Below are 15,836 nucleotides of genomic sequence, written 5' to 3' on the forward strand. Positions count from 1 at the left end.
TTTTTTTATGGGGAATGATAAGCGCGCCAAATACTCCTACAGCAAGGCGTGACGAACGGCTTAGTGTGAGCGCGCAGGCAAGAATAACAAGGGACCATCCCATGACTGCCTTTACCGTTCATGCGGGACGTGCTGACCACTGGCCGCGATTGTCTCCTCAACACCTGACACGCAGCCGATTGACCGCGCCTTTGCTGGCCTCGAGTGCACGGGTCAAGCTGCTGTGCGCGCCAGCGGGCAGTGGTAAAAGTGCATTGCTCGGCGAGTGTCTCCGCCAGGCGCCTCAGGGCTGCCTTGTCGGCTGGCTGCCGCTGGCTGGAGAAGCGCAAACGCCGGCCGACTTCTGTGCGTTGCTGGCCTCTGTGTTAGGCCTCGACCAGGCTGACGAGACCGGCGTGCTGAGTCAGTTGGCCCAACGGCAAACACCGTGCTGGATCGTGCTCGACGACTATTGTCGTGTCCCCGCAGCCGCACTGGATCATTGCCTTGATCGCTTGCTGGCTGTCAGCAGTCCAGCGGTGACCTGGTGGATTAGCGGGCGCAGACGGCCGCAGTGTAATTGGCCCCGTCTGCTGCTCAGCGGCGAATTACTCGAGCGCTACGGCCCGGCGCTGGCGTTCAATCTGACAGAAATCGAACAGCTGCTGGCTCATGAGCCTGCCGTCTGGCCGTCCGGAGCCGCCGCTGCGATCTTTGCCCAAAGTGCCGGTTGGTGCGTTGGCGTACGCGTTGCGTTTCTCAGCCCGGGCGACTGGTGCGTTTCTGAAGACTTCAGTGCTCTGCACCTTAACCGGCAACACCGTTCGACAACCTTGATCGATTACCTTGAGCACGAACTGTTCGCCGGGCTCGCCCCCGAATTGGCCGAGGCCTGGCGCGTGCTGGCGCATTTGCCGCGCTTCAATCCAGGTCTGTGCGAGCACCTGTTCGGGGCTGGCGAGGGTGGGCAATGGCTCAAAGCATTGCAGGACATGGGCAGCTTTATCGAGCCTTGCGAACACGACACCGATTGGTTGCGGATATTTCCGCCGCTGGCCCAATGCCTGCACGACGAAGCGTGGCCCGCGAGGCGCTCCTGGCATCGTCGTGCCTGCCAATGGTTCAGCGTAGAAAGGGATTGGCAATCGGCGATCGAACACGCCTTGCAGGCAGAGCAGTACGAAATCGCTGTCAGCCTGCTGCAAAACTTTGACTTCTCCGACCTGTTGCAAGGGCAGAATGTGGCGTTGTTGCTGGACCTGCACGAACGCTTCGCCTACTTGATGCTGGGCACGCCGCACCTGATCAGCCTGACCAGTTCGGCGTTGGTGTACGCCGGCCGTTTTGACCAGGCCTGCGCGTGCCTGGAGCATCTGGCTCGTTTTTCGCCGCAACCCTCTGCGACTCAACAGCGTGAATTGATCGCCCTGTGGCAGGCACAGCAAGGTTGGCTTCAGCATCTGTGGGGCAAAGCGGAATTGGCTGTCGGGCATCTGCAGGACGCCTGTCGGGATCTTTCGCAAAGCATGTGGCAAGTTCGCGTGATGTGCCTGTCCGGGCTGACGCAACAGGCGCTGCTCAATGGCCAGTTCGATCAAGCGCTGGCACATAATCGCACCGCGCTGTGTCTGGCCCGGGGCGAGGGGTCGCTGCTGTTGGAAGCCTTGCTCGAACTCGATCATGCGCAACTGCTGGAACAGCGCGGGGCATTGCAGCGCAGTGAGAGCACGCTGGAGAAAATGCACGATTTGCTGTTAGTCCGGCACGCTCCCGCAGGCCCATTGCTGGGCCGGATTGCTTTGCGTCGGGGGCGTTTGGCCCTGCGCCAAGGTCAGGATCAGCAAGCGAAGCTGCATTACCGGAGCGGTCTTGAGCAATGTTTGCGCAGCAAAGACAAACTGGCGTTGTTCGGTTTTTTGGGGTTGGCGACGCTGGACGCCAATCAGGGCGACTATGCACGGGCATTCGTCTGGCTACGCGATGCTGAGCGCGTGATGCAACAAAACCATATCCCTGATTATTTTTGGCGAGGTGTGTTGCTGCAAGTCAGCAGTCACTTTTGGCTGCAACAAGGTCGTGCGGGCCTGGTACAAGAGGCTCTGGCCAGGGTTCTGCGTCACCTCCAACGACATCCGGCAAAACATGCGCCGCCCGCCACGCTGGAATTGATCCCGAGTATCGAGTACCTGCTGGTGCTGGCCGAAGTCTATCTGCATCAGGCCGAACAGCCGTTGCAGCGGTTACACATCCTGCAGCAGAAGGCCCATCAAGACGGCATGCATAGCCTTGAGACCGAGCTTTATCTGGTTATGGCTGAGGTGGCGTTTTTGCAAGCCGATGTGCAAACCGCGCAAGCCTGTCTGGCTAAGGGCCTGACACTGATCGGTCGCTTCAATCTGCAGCAACCGTTACGCGAGCTGAGACTGCGTCAACCAACACTGTTGCGCGAGTTGGGGGTGGAAGACGACCTAATCGCCGCCGCCGATAATCCCCTCAGCCAGCGTGAACTCGAAGTGCTCAAGCTGATCGCCCATGGCAGCTCCAATCTGCAAATCGCCGAGCAGTTATTCATTTCTCTGCACACGGTGAAAACCCATGCCCGGCGGATCCATAGCAAGCTGGGGGTCGAGCGCCGCACACAGGCGGTGGCGAAGGCCAAGGCGTTGGGGTTGATGGCCTGAGTTGGGCGTCTAGTGAAGCGCACTGGTGGGCGGCAAATGGCTCAACCGTTCAGTCAGACGCAAGCGTTGAATCGGATCGTCGCTGAGTAACAACGCATGTTCGAGGTCGAAGCGTTCAGCCTGCGGGCATTCGAGTGACTGGTACAGGCTGGCACGGGCGAGGTGATCGCTGGCGGTCGCCTCGCCCAGTTCCACCACTCGGTCAGCGTCCTTGAGCGACGCCAGGAAATCATCGTTTAGTTGATGCAGGTGCCGCAGGTTGCGAGACAAGCGTTGCACCATCGCCATGTCGGTGGCGCGAACCATGTGCCCGGACTGGAGTTGCATGTCCGGGCCAAATTGGCGGGTCAGCAGTTCGCGGCAATCTTTAGGGTAAAGCCTGCGTCCTCCGCAGGGATCGAGGAGGTGGTCGGCACCCGGCACCCGCAGCAGAAAATGCCCCGGAAAGTTGACACCCTCCAGCGGGATGTCCAGACGCCTGGCCAGCTCCAGGGCAATGATCGCCAGTCCCAGAGGTTGTCCACGGCGGCGCTGCAAAATGTTGTGCAGCAACGCCGACTGGGGTTTTGGATGACTCCAGTCGTCCTGTTGAAACCCCATCGTGCTCAATTGGCGCAGCAAGGGTTGCGCCAATTCGCCCGCCGGTAACATCGGCAGGGCAGCACTGACCTGGCGCTTCAGATCCTCGATATTTTGAAGCGCTTGTTGCGGTAAAAACTCCGGATCATGTTCGGCCGACACCCACAAAGCCGCTTCAAAGGCTGAAGGTGGCGTTCGTTGCAGGCAGGCGATGCAAGCTTGACGTGGGGTCATCGACCTCTCCGGTGGATCAGGCGCACGGGGCCATACGGCGAACTATTCATCTGCCCTCACATGCCCTGTTTTAGCCCCAGCGGTCGATTTCGTCCAGTACCGTCGCTGCCGCTGAGCCAGGGGCATGAGCGTTATGCCTTGAAGCCGGTCCGCATGGGTTTACTTATGCTTGAGCGATCAGTCGTTTTTTTTGCCAGCACCTATACTCGCAGTAGAAAAAAGAACCGGGAGCAATACCGATGTTCGCTCTCATGCAAAGCTCAAACGTTGAAACGTTACACTTCATCGTGGATCCCGAAACCGGACTCAAAGCGGTGATCGCGATTCACAACAGCAAAAAAGGTCCGGCCCTCGGCGGGTGCCGTTACCTTGCCTATGTGGATGAGGAAAGCGCCATCGAGGACGCCATTCGTCTGGCGCAAAACATGAGTTACAAAGCGGTGCTGGCCGGATTGCCTTTTGGCGGCGGCAAAGCGGTGATCATGCGTCCTGCGCATGTTCCTAATCGCGCCGCGTTGTTCGAATCCTTCGGCCGCTTTATCGAAACCCTGGACGGTCGGTACATCACCGCTGTCGACAGTGGTACCTCCAGTGCCGACATGGATTGCATCGCCCAGCGCACCCAACATGTCACCAGTACCACCGAAGCGGGCGACCCTTCGCCGCACACTGCCATGGGCGTGTTCGCCGGTATTCGCACCACGGCGCTGGCGCGACTGGGTAGCGATAATCTTGAAGGTCTGCGGGTGGCGATTCAGGGGCTCGGGCATGTCGGTTATGCCTTGGCCGAACAACTGCATGCGGCAGGCGCTGAACTGCTGGTCAGCGATCTGGACAGCGGCAAGGTGCAATTGGCGATGGAGCAACTGGGCGCACATCCAATTGCTTGCGAAGCGTTACTCAGCACGCCGTGCGACATTCTTGCGCCCTGCGGGCTGGGCGCCATCCTCACGAGTCATAGTGTCGCTCAACTGCGTTGTGCGGCAGTGGCGGGGGCGGCCAACAATCAGCTGAGCAGCTTGCAGGTTGCCGATCATCTGGAGAACCGAGGCATTCTTTATGCACCGGATTACGTGATTAACTCCGGTGGCCTGATCTATGTCGCCCTGCAGCATCAGGGGGAAGCACTGGGCACCATCACCGCGCATCTGTCGCGAATCGGACTACGATTAACTGAGGTTTTTGCCCACGCCCAAGCGGAGAAGCGCTCCCCCGCGCGCGTCGCCGATATGTTGGCAGAACGCCTGCTGAACGTCGGCTAGCACCTACCCGGTGTCACCCGGCAGGACCTTGTCGTCATACGCGGCGAGAGACGGGTCACCACGCATACCGTCTCGTGTTGGGAGGGTGCTGTGCCCTATAACAAGATCGATATCGCATACACCCGCTATCTCACCCCAGAGGGTGGCCTGGTCGGCGAATGTCCGCGCTGGGCGGATGACTTCAATCTTCTTACCCGGCTCTATCGGCAAATGGTGTTGACCCGCCTGTTCGACCAGAAAGTCGTCGCGCTGCAACGCACCGGGCGCATTGGCACGTACGCGCCGACCCTCGGCCAAGAAGCCATCGGGGTCGCCATTGGCAGCCTGATGCAACCTGAAGATGTATTGGTTCCCTACTACCGCGACACGGCCGTGCAACTGTTGCGCGGTGTGCGTATGGAGGAAATTCTTCTTTATTGGGGGGGCGACGAACGCGGCAGCAACTATGCCGAACCGGCCGTAGCCCAGGACTTTCCGTTGAGCATTCCTATTGCAACCCAGGCCTTGCATGCCTGCGGTGTCGCCACTGCGTTCAAGATTCGTGGCGAGCATCGGGTGGTGGTGACCACCTGCGGCGACGGCGCAACTAGCAAGGGGGATTTCCTCGAGGCGCTCAACGTCGCGGGCACCTGGCAACTGCCCGTGGTGTTCGTGATCAATAACAACCAGTGGGCGATTTCTGTGCCCCGACGCATCCAGTGCGGCGCGCCGACGCTGGCGCAAAAAGCCATCGGTGCCGGTTTTCAGGGGGAGCAGGTCGACGGCAACGACATGCTGGCGGTCTACGACAGGGTGCAGATCGCCTTGGCGCGCGCCCGCAAAGGCAAAGGTCCGGTGTTGCTGGAGTGCCTGAGTTATCGCCTCGGCGACCACACCACTGCGGATGACGCCACTCGTTACCGTTCGGCTGAAGAGGTCAAGCACGCGTGGCTGGAAGAGCCGGTCAAACGCCTGCAGTCGTTCATGGTGAGCCAGGGTGTCTGGGATGAGGGTCGCGAGCGGGCGCTGATCAGTGAATGCCAGGCGTTGGTGCAGAAGGCAGTGGATGCCTTCGACAGCGCCGGCACTCAAGCGCCTGAGTCGGTGATCGATCACGTCTACGCCAAATGGCCGGCGGCCCTGGCAGAGCAGCGCGAATGGTTCCTTGAGCGGGCGACGCGTCGTGCCGGGAGTGGCGCTCATGACGAATGAAAAAGTCACGCTGCTGGGGGCGGTCAATCTGGCGCTGCATCGGGCCATGGCTGAAGACGAAAATATGGTGATCCTGGGTGAGGACGTTGGCGTTAACGGCGGAGTGTTCCGCGCCACTCAAGGTTTACGCGACAGCTTCGGTTTCAAACGCGTCATCGATTCGCCGCTGGCTGAAACCATGCTGGGTGGCCTGGTGATCGGCATGGCGGCGCAGGGGTTGAAACCGGTGGTGGAAATCCAGTTCATGGGCTTCATCTATGCCGCCATGGAGCAGTTGGTGTCCCACGCCGCCCGCTTGCGCAATCGCACACGGGGTCGCTTGAGTTGCCCCATGGTGATGCGCACCCCGATGGGCGCGGGGATTCGCGCACCCGAGCATCACAGTGAAAGCACCGAAGCACTGTTCGCGCATATTCCCGGCTTGCGTGTGGTCATCCCATCTTCGCCAGCACGGGCCTATGGTTTGCTGCTGGCGGCCATCGATGACCCTGACCCGGTTATCTTTCTCGAGCCGACGCGTCTTTACCGGATGAACCCGCAACCGTTGGTGGACGATGGCAAACGACTGCCGCTGGACACCTGCTTCACCCTGCGTGAAGGCGGTGACATCACCCTGATCAGTTGGGGCGCCAGTGTGCTCGAAACCCTGCAAGCCGCCAGCGCGCTGGCGGAGCGAGGCGTGTCGGCTGAAGTGATCGATGTCGCCTGCGTCAAGCCACTGGACCTCGACACTCTGGAGGCTTCGGTGCGTAAAACCGGACGCTGTGTGATCGTCCACGAAGCGCCGCGTTCGTGTGGCGTGGGCGCGGAAATCGCGGCCAGCCTCTATGAACGGGTATTCCTGGATTTGCAGGCGCCGATCCAGCGGGTCACCGCGCCAGACATCCCGCCGCCGCTGTATCGGCTGGAGCATCTGTACATCCCCGGCGTTGCGGACATCCTTCACGCGTGTGACAACGCCTTGAATTTCGCCTGAGGAGGCCAGCCATGAAGTATTTCAAACTGCCGGACCTGGGCGAAGGTTTGCAGGAAGCCGAGATTGTCCGATGGCACGTCGCGGCGGGCGAAACGGTCAAGACCGATCAGTTGCTCGTGTCGGTGGAAACCGCCAAAGCTATTGTCGATATTCCTGCGCCGTACGATGGCGTAGTGGCGAAAACCTATGGCGGTGAGGGTGACATCCTGCACGTGGGTGAGCCGCTGATGGCTTATGAAGGGGAGGGCGATGCCGGCACAGTGGTTGGGCGTCTTGAAGGCGGCGGCAACAGTCAGGACGATCAGTTTTTTATTGGCGCGGCGCCATCGACTCGCGAACACATGGCCACCCGCGCCACGCCTGCGGTGCGCCAGTTGGCCCGACAGCTTGGCGTTGAACTCAGTGCCTTGAGTGGCTCTGGCCGCGATGGCCTGATCACCCGCACCGATGTCGAAGGCGCGGCGCATGTGGAACGCGATAAATTTGGCGGAGAAAAACTGCACGGTGTGCGTCGCAGCATGGCGCTGAACATGGCCCGCTCCCATGCCGAAGTGGTGCCGGTGACGATTTTTGCTGACGCCGATTTACACCGCTGGGGGCACGCTCGCGACCCCTTGATTCGTTTGGGCCAAGCCCTGGTGGCTGCGTGCAAGGTAGAGCCGGTGCTCAACAGTGGGTTTGAGGGTAAGTCCTTATCGATCAAGCAGCATGAAACGCTCGATCTGGGAATTGCCATTGATACGCCTGACGGCTTGTTCGTGCCGGTGTTGCGCGATGTTGGCAACCGTACAGCGGCGGATTTGAAAGAGGGTATGGACCGACTGCGGGCTGACGTCAAAGCGCGTTCGATTCCGCCTAAAGAAATGATGGGCGCGACCCTGACCCTGTCCAATTTCGGCACCTTGTTCGGTCGTTACGCCAACCCGGTGGTCATCCCGCCACAAGTGGCGATCCTCGGTGCTGGCGGCATTCGTGACGAGCCGGTTGCCGTGAACGGCAACGTGGTGGTGCATCCAATATTGCCGCTGTCATTGACCTTCGACCATCGTGCCGTGACCGGCGGGGAGGCGGCGAGATTTTTCAAAGCGCTGGTGGTGGCGCTGGAAATGCCTGAGGGTGATTGACACGCGGTGTGCCGGACACACCGCATTAACGTCATTCTTCCAACGGCGCACTGAGCAACTCGGAGAGTGCGTCCGGCTGGCTCTTGAAGGCCTTGGCGAAAACATCACGATTTTTCGCCATGTAAATCCCGGCTTCTTCCACTTGTGACTCCGTCAACGACGGCACTGCTCTTTGCAATACTTCGGCGAGCAACTCGGCCAGCTCAAGCATTTTGTCATGACGATCAGCTTCGGCTTTATCCATGAACAAACGCTCCAGATCTCGGCTGCTGCGGTATACCACTTCGACGGCCATTCACCACCTCACATGCCTTTACGATAATGTGTCTTTAGCGACTACTGTATTTTTATACAGCTAAAAGCATAAGCGAACCGATCCGATTTGGATAGTGGCATTTTTGCTGCCCTGTGCATCGGATGAGGGCTGAGATGTGTCTTGCGACACCGCACCACGCTCTCAACCATAGACTTTGGCCCCGATTCTGCTTGGAAAGCTGCTACAAAATGCAGCACAACGGAAAACAGTCACGTGGGTACCGCATCATCCGATCGAGTTGCCCATAGCGGGTGTCGGGATCTGTCTCAAGAGCAGCCCCACCGATGATTCATACGGACAGGGTTAGTCGTTTTTTAAAATTGAAAGGTCAGGGGTAAGCATCATGGAAACCAAATGGGCGGAAAAGCTCCGCGAAAACCTGCATTCTCGAGCGGAGTCATTCGGCAATCTCTGCGTCGAAGGCTTCCATTTCATGGCGCTGTTCGCGATTGGCGGGATCACTGCCTGGGCTTCTGTGGTTGCTTTTCTGGGGATGGTCGAGAAGGGAAACGTCACGGTTGATGACATCTTGTTGCTGTTCATTTACCTGGAATTAGGGGCGATGACAGGGATTTATTTCAAGACCAATCACATGCCCGTGCGCTTTCTGATTTACGTCGCGATCACGGCACTCACCCGGTTGTTGATTTCGGATGTGTCGCACCATGCGCCACCGGATCTGGGAGTGGTCTATCTCTCGGGCGCCATCCTCTTGCTCGCCTTTTCGATTCTGGTCGTGCGATACGCTTCGTCGAAGTACCCATCAGCGAAAATCCCTGACCCGCACAGCACTGTAAAAGGTGCCGTAATTGAAGAGAAAGGGGAGGTTTGACCGGTAGGTTGGCCTGCACGGGGCTGGGTTTAGTTTGAACGCGGCCCCGATTTTCTCGCGTCTAGACGCTGATCCTCAGATGGGGTTGATTGCTCAGCCAGTCTTTGCGCGGCACGTGCAGTTGATTGAGGTTATCGCCGTCGGTCATGGCGGTAAGAATCTTCATGGCGCTGTGGCCTTGCTCGATGGCGATGCCGAATTGCACGCTTTCAATCAGGCGGCGCATACGTTTGGGTTCGTTGCGCTGTGCGGCACTGATGAGGCGTTTGGCGACGACACCCGTTTCATTGGACAAGGTCAGCATGATGCTGCCTTCAAGGCTCTGGATGCTCAGGTTGACCCGGTATTGGGGCTGGAAGGCATCGGTGATGAGTTGAAAAGGGTTGTCCATGGCCTGTTACCTAGTCAAGAAGTCTCCCTAAGTTGACCTGCGGTGGGCGGATTAAGTTCGCGAAGCCTGATCAATCCGACGTCCTGACGAAGAAGGGCGGGCCTGTTTGCACAGGCCCGCCCTTCTTTAAGTGATTGCTTCAACCGCTATGTCATTGAAATCAATCGTGCTGCCGGATTAGCCGAGCAGCGCCTCATCCTTTTCGAGTTCTTTTTCCAAAAACTCTTCCTGAAGCAGGGCGTCCGGGTTTTCTGCACCCTCTTCCAGACCGCCTTCTGCTACTGGCGCGCCTGCACGTTTGTCACGCATTTTACCGAACAAATGCTCAAGGGCATGCTCGAGTTTTTCCGCCGCGCCTTCCACAGCCCTGTCCAGCGTATCGGCTTTGTGGGTGACTGAAATCGGTTGGTGTCCTTTTGGACGAGCTTCCATCTGGCAGCGTTTGTCATGCGGGCCTGGCTTGTCGCCATTTTCGTCGCGGAGATGGACTTCGACGCGAGTCAGGTCTTCTTCGTAGCGTTCGAGCGTGCTCTCAACGGTGGTACGTACCCACTCCTCCAGTCGGATGCTGTTTTCGATGTGGTTATCGCAATTGACCTGGATTTGCATAGATTTTCCCTTACTTAGGCTTGCTCGTATGAGAACTGACGGTTTCGCTCGGGGAGTTCAAACCATTCGCCTCTCACCCTCAGTGTTGGCGCCGATTAGGAAACAATTCAAGCCCTTTGTGCATAGAAATATTTTGACGTGGAAAAAGCCAGGGATGGTGGGCCGGGATTCGACCGTCAGCGACGGGCTTAGGCGGGGCGCCCGCGCTGATTTTTGTAGGCGCTGCCGAAGGGTCAATATTCCTCTGCGAAGGCGTCAATCAATTACCGGGTAAACGCCAACCGGTATTCCCCCGGCGTCGCGCCCATTGCCTGGCGGAACCGATTGTTGAAGTGACTCGCGCTGGCAAAACCGCAGGCCATGGCGATATCGCCGAACGCTTGGTTGCCGGTACGCAGCAGGTGCCGGGCATGGGCCAGGCGGCGGGCGAGCAGATATTGATGGGGCGGCAGGCCGAAGCTTTCGCGGAACATGCGGGCGAAGTGGTATTCGGACAGCGCGCATTGCCCCGCCAGTAGCCCAAGGCTGAGGGGGGCAGCCAAGTGGTTCTCGATGTAGTCCACCAACTGCCGCCGCAGGTGCGGAGCCAAGCCGCCCTTGAGGCGTAGACCTTCACGCTGGCCAACCTGACTGAGCAGGGCATGGCTGAGCATGTCGTGGGCCAGGCTGCTGGTCAGCAGACGCTCGCCGGGTTCGCTCCAGTTGAGCTGGATCAACTGGCGAAAACGCTGCACTTGTTCGGGGTCGTCGATGAAGGTGCTTTCGCGCAGTTGCAGCTCGCGGGGCTCACGGTCCAGCAGGGTGACGCAGCCCAGCGAGAATTGCTCGGGGCTGATGTACAGGTGTGCAAGACGGATCTCGCCATTGATCACCCACGCGGATTCATGTCCGGCGGGCAACACACACAACTTGCCCGGTCCGCCCTTGTCGTTGGGCTGGTCGCGGCGAAACGTCCCGGTGCCGCCAGCTATGTAGCAGGACAACGTGTGGTGGCTCGGCGCCTGATACTCCTGCGCATCGTGCCGGTTGTTCCAGAGGGCCGCGACCATGCCGTCACCCAGGCCCGCGCTTTGTTCCAGACGAGCGTTGGGCGAGCTGTTCAGGGCTTGAAAGACTTGGATGGTTTCCAGTGGTGGCATAGCTGTTTCTCTCCGATTCGCATCCTACTCCGTAGCGTCCATGCTGCCAGCCTCTGCTCGATTAAATGCGCAAGATTGTGCAAGTCGGCGCTCAAGCAAAACGCCAGACTGAGGCTTCATTCAGGAGCCCGACGATGAACATTTCGCTTTATCTACTCACCGTTTTGATCTGGGGTACGACCTGGATTGCTCTGAAATTGCAGCTCGGCGTCGTGGCGATTCCGGTGTCGATTGTCTATCGCTTCGGCTTCGCGGCTTTGGTGTTGTTCGTGATGCTGCTGTTGAGCGGGCGCCTGCAAAAGGTCAATCGGCGCGGGCAACTCATTTGCCTTGCGCAGGGCCTATGCCTGTTTTGCGTCAACTTCATGTGCTTCTACACGGCCAGTCAGTGGATCCCCAGCGGCTTGATCGCCGTGGTGTTTTCCACCTCGACGCTGTGGAACGCACTGAATGCCCGGATTTTTTTCCGCCAGAAAGTCGCGCGTAATGTGCTGGCCGGGGGGGCGTTGGGGCTGATCGGTCTGGCGTGTTTGTTCTGGCCCGAACTGTCCGGGCGTATGGCCAGCCATGAAACCTTGCTCGGTCTGGGCCTGGCCCTGCTCGGCACGCTGTGCTTCTCTGCCGGGAATCTGTTGTCCAGCCTGCAACAAAAAGCTGGCCTGCGCCCCCTGACCACCAATGCCTGGGGGATGCTCTACGGTGCGGCGATGCTCAGTGTGTATTGTCTACTCAGCGGTACGCCCTTCAGCTTCGAATGGAACACGCGCTACGTCGGCTCCCTGGTGTATCTGGTGATTGCCGGCTCGGTCATCGGCTTTACCGCTTACCTGACCCTGGTCGGACGCATGGGGCCGGAACGCGCTGCGTATTGCACGGTGCTGTTCCCGGTGGTCGCGCTGAACATCTCGGCGTCCGTCGAGGGCTATCAATGGACACTGCCCGCGCTGGCGGGGCTGGTGTTGGTGATGCTGGGGAATGTGCTGGTGTTTCGCAAGGTTCGTCCAAGTCCTTCAATCAAGGAACCTGTACTGAATAAAGTCGGTTAGTTTTATTGGCTCTATGGGGCGTGTCATAAAGAACTTTTTCAGTTAAAAAGTCCGGTAATACATCATTAAGGTGTTACCGCATGCGCCGGATAAGTTGTCAACTGTCAGTTCTGACAGTTGACGCCCGTGAAGCAGAAGTTAAACACTTAACACGCTCACGATAACGGTGGGCCAGGCATTAATCTGCTTCAGGAGCGAGTGCTTATACCCGAGGCGGGTGGGTGTCTGAATGTTGGCGTTTATAGCCATTCATCATATTTTAAAGGACAAAAATATGAACGAGAATAATGCTCACGTTGTTCATGCGGCCTTGCTGGCAGCCTTGAGCACTCTGGCGTTTCCGGTACACGCTGCCGATCCTGAACAACCTCAGGCTGTTCAAGCGACCCAGGTAACAGCGCTACGCAATGATCTTGAGGGCGCAGTACAGGGTCAGGTCGATTTCGCGCAAACCCATGTCGTTGCAGCCACTCGAAGGATTTTTGATCCGTTGCTTGTGCCAGAACGGGAAGCATTGGTTATCTTTACCCCCACTGGAAATGTCACTGCCGTGAGCCTTGTTATCACGGTCGATGGCGTGGAAAAAACAGTTGCCATGGAAAAACCCCAAAACTTTCCTCGTACGGCAAAGTATGATGAGGAGAATGTTTTTTCCGGTAAAACCATCGTGGGCGAGTACCCACCTTTTCGACCCGGTGCATTTTCCTACTTGATCCCTTGGAATGCATTCAAGTCGGGAGTTAATATCAAGTTTTTTGTCAATAACGACCCCGGCAAGGTCGGCGTTCTCAACGCCAGTAAAACAGTGTTCATGACCAATGAAAGCGAAGGCCTTGTTTTAATGAATATCAAGGGCTGCGTCTTCAAGGCCGAGGGCAGTTGCAATGTCGCCCTGGATCAATTCGACATGGAAAAAAACCCTGAGTTGGCGAGGATTGCGGCACGGGAAATGTTCTCGGAGTTACCGGTAAAGAATCTGCTGCTCGGGATGGGAAGCTCTTATTGGCCCTATGTGATTGCAATGGGGTCTGATGGAAAGCCACATCGCTATTCGGGTAATAATTATCATGAATGGGCGAAATACGGGGACCTCACCTTGCCGGCAAAACTTGGCATGGGTATTTTTTGGAGAGCGGCATCCAACTTAGGGTTCAAGGCACCCGGTAAGTATGTGGCGATCACGGGTCAACTGCTGGACGTCCCCAGTGATATCCCCGTCCTCCCGCCAGGTGTTGGCGCGAGCTGCGGCAGCAACAGCTGTAATTACCCTAACAGGCCTGTAGGCTTTTGGCATGAGACTGGCCATGCTCTGGGCCTTCCTCACAGTACGCCGGTTCGTTATGAGGATTGGGCCTATCGCTCCTATGACAATACGATGTTACCCAACTACCATCCTGATCCCAAAAAGTATGGTCTTTGCGTAGATTACCTTGGCTACCACTATTTCAATCATGTCGTTGGAGGGATATTGACGCCTCCTTGGGCTGCGCACACGGCTTCAGCGCCGTTGATTGATGCGTTTGAGGCACTGAGGCTAAGTGATCCATCGGCGATAAAAGACTGGACGCGTTATATCGCACCGTACAGCCATCAACAGACGTTGCGGGTTCAGCAGCGCTTCGGTAGTTTTCCTGCCGGGTTGGTGTATGCGGATTTATGGGATGACCATCGTCCTGCCCCTGTTGTTTCTGTGCCATGCGAACAAAACCAAGCGAAGGCTGATGACGTCAGACAGATCGATCCAGACATTTCTGACGATACCCGTGAGCGAGGGAAAGTCATTTCGCTTCTCAAGGCGGACGAGGTCCCTGTCCTGAAGGGCGTGCCGGTCCATACACTGGTGATGACGTTAGCGGCCCCTTCTCACGATGCGGAGAAACTGAGTCAGATATACCCGCCGATCATTTCGAATTATGGAAATGTTTTTGCCCCTGCGCCTATATCGAATTCTATTGGGCGCAACCGTGCACTCGCCGCCGTTCCGGGGGAGCTGCTTCAGTCCCGGGAAACCGGGAAATGCCTGGCGTTGGGTAATAACGGGCGGTTAACACAAGAGCGTTGTGAATTGGGCGTAGGAGAACAGCTCTGGCAATTAACACCACAGCCCAGTGATCCTTCCAACGAATCATCGAGTCCGATATTTACAATGATGAACTCGAAAAGCGGGACCTGCCTGACGAGTAACCTGCAGTTTTCATCGTGCTCTCCCGTCACCGTGAACAACCGTTGGCACGGACGCAAGGACGAGACCAATAGCGATATAAAAATAATGCTTCAGTCGGCACAGGATGGAAAGTTTATTGTGCCCTCCGAGGACGGATTATTGGCTATGTCTGCATCCCAGGGGAATAAACAAATTTTCTATCGTCAAGCTCAGGACCTTACTCCCTCTGAGTACACGTTACGTGTCGAGTACACCTACGGCGCCCCGGAAACGAGGGTTTTGTATGCTGGAGGGGTCAGTATTGACGATATGTTAACTGTGACCCTAAACATACCCTCCGAACAGAAACCTGTCAGCGCAACGCTCCTCAGGAATGATAAGCCAATAGATGTACGTGATCTGCGGGCCCCCACATTGGTTGCTCCGATTGTGGTCGGAACCGATAATGGCCCCCCTGGGGACTATCTAGCCGTGCAGTACCTGCGTTCACAGGGCACTGGATTGTGCCTCGGAGCGCCTGAGGGGCGGCTGACGCAACTTCCGTGTAATCCGCTGGATCCGCGTATCGCATGGAAGCTGCCTGTGCTGGTGGCTACTACTCCGCTTGAAGAGTACATGGCGCCTGTGTTGTCTCTTATGACAAATAAGGGCTGCCTGAATGATAAGCTTGGACTTTCGCCGTGCGACACGACCAACAGTGCTCAACGGTGGAGTACCTATCAGGTGATGACCAAGGGTGCCAGGGCGGTCAGGTTGACAGTCGGTGCTAGCCAGGAGTTCGTTACTGCTCTACCGACCGCCAGTGTGCTGATGACGTCTTACAGTGACAGTCCTCATCAGGTTTTCGATAAACTGATGTTTGACGACCTTTCGCCTCTCCGCCGTATAACCTCTTTGCCGATTCAGGAATGCAGGACTCCGGCGGCACAAGGGACCACGTTGCAAGCCTGCCTTAACGACAGTACTCCGGCTGGGCAGGCGCAAGAATGGCATTTCATTCCGGTTCAAACCTCAGCCTCTCAAGTAGATCAAACGTTTATGGTGAGTGAGCGTGGTGCGCGCAGTTGCCTGCAAAGTGGATTGACCCTGGGGAAGTGCGATACAAATAATCCAGCGTTTATCTGGAGGGCGAACGGAGACATGGCCGCTCACGACAAGGCTATAAAATTGCAAAATAGTGCAACCGGAGAGTTTATTACGGCGCTGGAGGCACGTTAAAAGAAGGCCCCTCGATGTCCGACATTGCATCGGACGTCGAGGGGGTTAATTAACGAGCGGTAACCCGTTTGCTGTAGATGATCGAGAATGGCTTA

The 15,836-nt window shown here is 57.5% G+C and carries 13 protein-coding genes; 8 read left to right on the forward strand and 5 right to left on the reverse strand.

Annotated features, from left to right (window positions below; translation table 11 throughout):
* The first annotated feature begins 101 nt into the window (after positions 1-101).
* A complete protein-coding gene (locus tag K0F75_RS05655) occupies positions 102-2,660 on the forward strand; it encodes a LuxR C-terminal-related transcriptional regulator (protein ID WP_219060881.1) in 2,559 nt (852 codons plus the stop codon).
* Between the two features lie 9 nt (positions 2,661-2,669).
* Here K0F75_RS05655 and K0F75_RS05660 read toward each other — a convergent pair whose 3' ends face one another.
* The gene (locus K0F75_RS05660) at positions 2,670-3,473 is read right to left on the reverse strand and encodes a SirB1 family protein (RefSeq protein WP_219060882.1); all 804 of its coding nucleotides are present in this window, start codon (positions 3,471-3,473) and stop codon (positions 2,670-2,672) included.
* A gap of 239 nt (positions 3,474-3,712) precedes the next feature.
* On the opposite strand from K0F75_RS05660, the gene K0F75_RS05665 reads away from it, so the two are divergent.
* The 4 genes from K0F75_RS05665 to K0F75_RS05680 all read left to right on the forward strand — a co-directional run bounded on the left by K0F75_RS05665 (position 3,713) and on the right by K0F75_RS05680 (position 8,026).
* Positions 3,713-4,735: a Glu/Leu/Phe/Val dehydrogenase dimerization domain-containing protein gene (locus tag K0F75_RS05665; RefSeq protein WP_219060883.1), complete on the forward strand. Its 1,023-nt coding sequence runs from the start codon at positions 3,713-3,715 to the stop codon at positions 4,733-4,735.
* A gap of 90 nt (positions 4,736-4,825) precedes the next feature.
* Positions 4,826-5,926, forward strand: a complete 1,101-nt coding sequence (gene pdhA / locus K0F75_RS05670; protein ID WP_219060884.1) for a pyruvate dehydrogenase (acetyl-transferring) E1 component subunit alpha — start codon at positions 4,826-4,828, stop codon at positions 5,924-5,926.
* A complete protein-coding gene (locus K0F75_RS05675; protein ID WP_219060885.1) occupies positions 5,916-6,902 on the forward strand; it encodes an alpha-ketoacid dehydrogenase subunit beta in 987 nt (328 codons plus the stop codon). Before pdhA ends, K0F75_RS05675 begins: the two co-directional genes overlap by 11 nt.
* 11 nt (positions 6,903-6,913) lie before the next feature.
* Positions 6,914-8,026: a dihydrolipoamide acetyltransferase family protein gene (locus K0F75_RS05680; RefSeq protein ID WP_219060886.1), complete on the forward strand. Its 1,113-nt coding sequence runs from the start codon at positions 6,914-6,916 to the stop codon at positions 8,024-8,026.
* Between the two features lie 31 nt (positions 8,027-8,057).
* Here K0F75_RS05680 and K0F75_RS05685 read toward each other — a convergent pair whose 3' ends face one another.
* Complete coding sequence (locus K0F75_RS05685) at positions 8,058-8,321, reverse strand: YebG family protein (protein ID WP_219060887.1); 264 nt, start codon at positions 8,319-8,321, stop codon at positions 8,058-8,060.
* Between the two features lie 364 nt (positions 8,322-8,685).
* Here K0F75_RS05685 and K0F75_RS05690 point away from each other — a divergent pair, with 364 nt between their 5' ends.
* Positions 8,686-9,174, forward strand: a complete 489-nt coding sequence (locus K0F75_RS05690; protein ID WP_219060888.1) for a phosphate-starvation-inducible protein PsiE — start codon at positions 8,686-8,688, stop codon at positions 9,172-9,174.
* 61 nt (positions 9,175-9,235) lie between these two features.
* Here the strand turns inward: K0F75_RS05690 and K0F75_RS05695 are convergent, their stop codons facing one another.
* The 3 genes from K0F75_RS05695 to K0F75_RS05705 form a co-directional block, all read right to left on the reverse strand.
* Positions 9,236-9,565, reverse strand: coding sequence for a DUF3509 domain-containing protein (locus K0F75_RS05695; protein ID WP_219060889.1), 330 nt, complete (start codon positions 9,563-9,565; stop codon positions 9,236-9,238).
* 177 nt (positions 9,566-9,742) lie between these two features.
* A complete protein-coding gene (locus tag K0F75_RS05700) occupies positions 9,743-10,174 on the reverse strand; it encodes an HPF/RaiA family ribosome-associated protein (RefSeq protein WP_219060890.1) in 432 nt (143 codons plus the stop codon).
* 263 nt (positions 10,175-10,437) lie between these two features.
* Positions 10,438-11,313 carry an AraC family transcriptional regulator gene (locus K0F75_RS05705; protein WP_219060891.1) on the reverse strand — a complete coding sequence of 292 codons (876 nt, stop codon included), beginning with the start codon at positions 11,311-11,313 and terminating at the stop codon, positions 10,438-10,440.
* 134 nt (positions 11,314-11,447) lie between these two features.
* On the opposite strand from K0F75_RS05705, the gene K0F75_RS05710 reads away from it, so the two are divergent.
* The gene (locus K0F75_RS05710; RefSeq protein WP_219060892.1) at positions 11,448-12,359 is read left to right on the forward strand and encodes a DMT family transporter; all 912 of its coding nucleotides are present in this window, start codon (positions 11,448-11,450) and stop codon (positions 12,357-12,359) included.
* Positions 12,360-12,633: 274 nt separating this feature from the next.
* Positions 12,634-15,741, forward strand: a complete 3,108-nt coding sequence (locus tag K0F75_RS05715) for a TagA domain-containing protein (RefSeq protein WP_219060893.1) — start codon at positions 12,634-12,636, stop codon at positions 15,739-15,741.
* Positions 15,742-15,836 lie beyond the last annotated feature (95 nt).

The sequence above is a fragment of the Pseudomonas sp. UMAB-08 genome, assembly GCF_900095225.1.
GTDB lineage: Bacteria > Pseudomonadota > Gammaproteobacteria > Pseudomonadales > Pseudomonadaceae > Aquipseudomonas.

Bases quoted from the DNA above. Each gene is read 5' to 3' on its own strand.
- K0F75_RS05655 (WP_219060881.1), top strand. From the start codon at position 102: ATGACTGCCTTTACCGTTCATGCGGGACGTGCTGACCACTGGCCGCGA.
- K0F75_RS05660 (WP_219060882.1), bottom strand. From the start codon at position 3,473: ATGACCCCACGTCAAGCTTGCATCGCCTGCCTGCAACGAACGCCACCT.
- K0F75_RS05665 (WP_219060883.1), top strand. From the start codon at position 3,713: ATGTTCGCTCTCATGCAAAGCTCAAACGTTGAAACGTTACACTTCATC.
- K0F75_RS05675 (WP_219060885.1), top strand. From the start codon at position 5,916: ATGACGAATGAAAAAGTCACGCTGCTGGGGGCGGTCAATCTGGCGCTG.
- K0F75_RS05680 (WP_219060886.1), top strand. From the start codon at position 6,914: ATGAAGTATTTCAAACTGCCGGACCTGGGCGAAGGTTTGCAGGAAGCC.
- K0F75_RS05685 (WP_219060887.1), bottom strand. From the start codon at position 8,321: ATGGCCGTCGAAGTGGTATACCGCAGCAGCCGAGATCTGGAGCGTTTG.
- K0F75_RS05690 (WP_219060888.1), top strand. From the start codon at position 8,686: ATGGAAACCAAATGGGCGGAAAAGCTCCGCGAAAACCTGCATTCTCGA.
- K0F75_RS05695 (WP_219060889.1), bottom strand. From the start codon at position 9,565: ATGGACAACCCTTTTCAACTCATCACCGATGCCTTCCAGCCCCAATAC.
- K0F75_RS05700 (WP_219060890.1), bottom strand. From the start codon at position 10,174: ATGCAAATCCAGGTCAATTGCGATAACCACATCGAAAACAGCATCCGA.
- K0F75_RS05705 (WP_219060891.1), bottom strand. From the start codon at position 11,313: ATGCCACCACTGGAAACCATCCAAGTCTTTCAAGCCCTGAACAGCTCG.
- K0F75_RS05710 (WP_219060892.1), top strand. From the start codon at position 11,448: ATGAACATTTCGCTTTATCTACTCACCGTTTTGATCTGGGGTACGACC.
- K0F75_RS05715 (WP_219060893.1), top strand. From the start codon at position 12,634: ATGAACGAGAATAATGCTCACGTTGTTCATGCGGCCTTGCTGGCAGCC.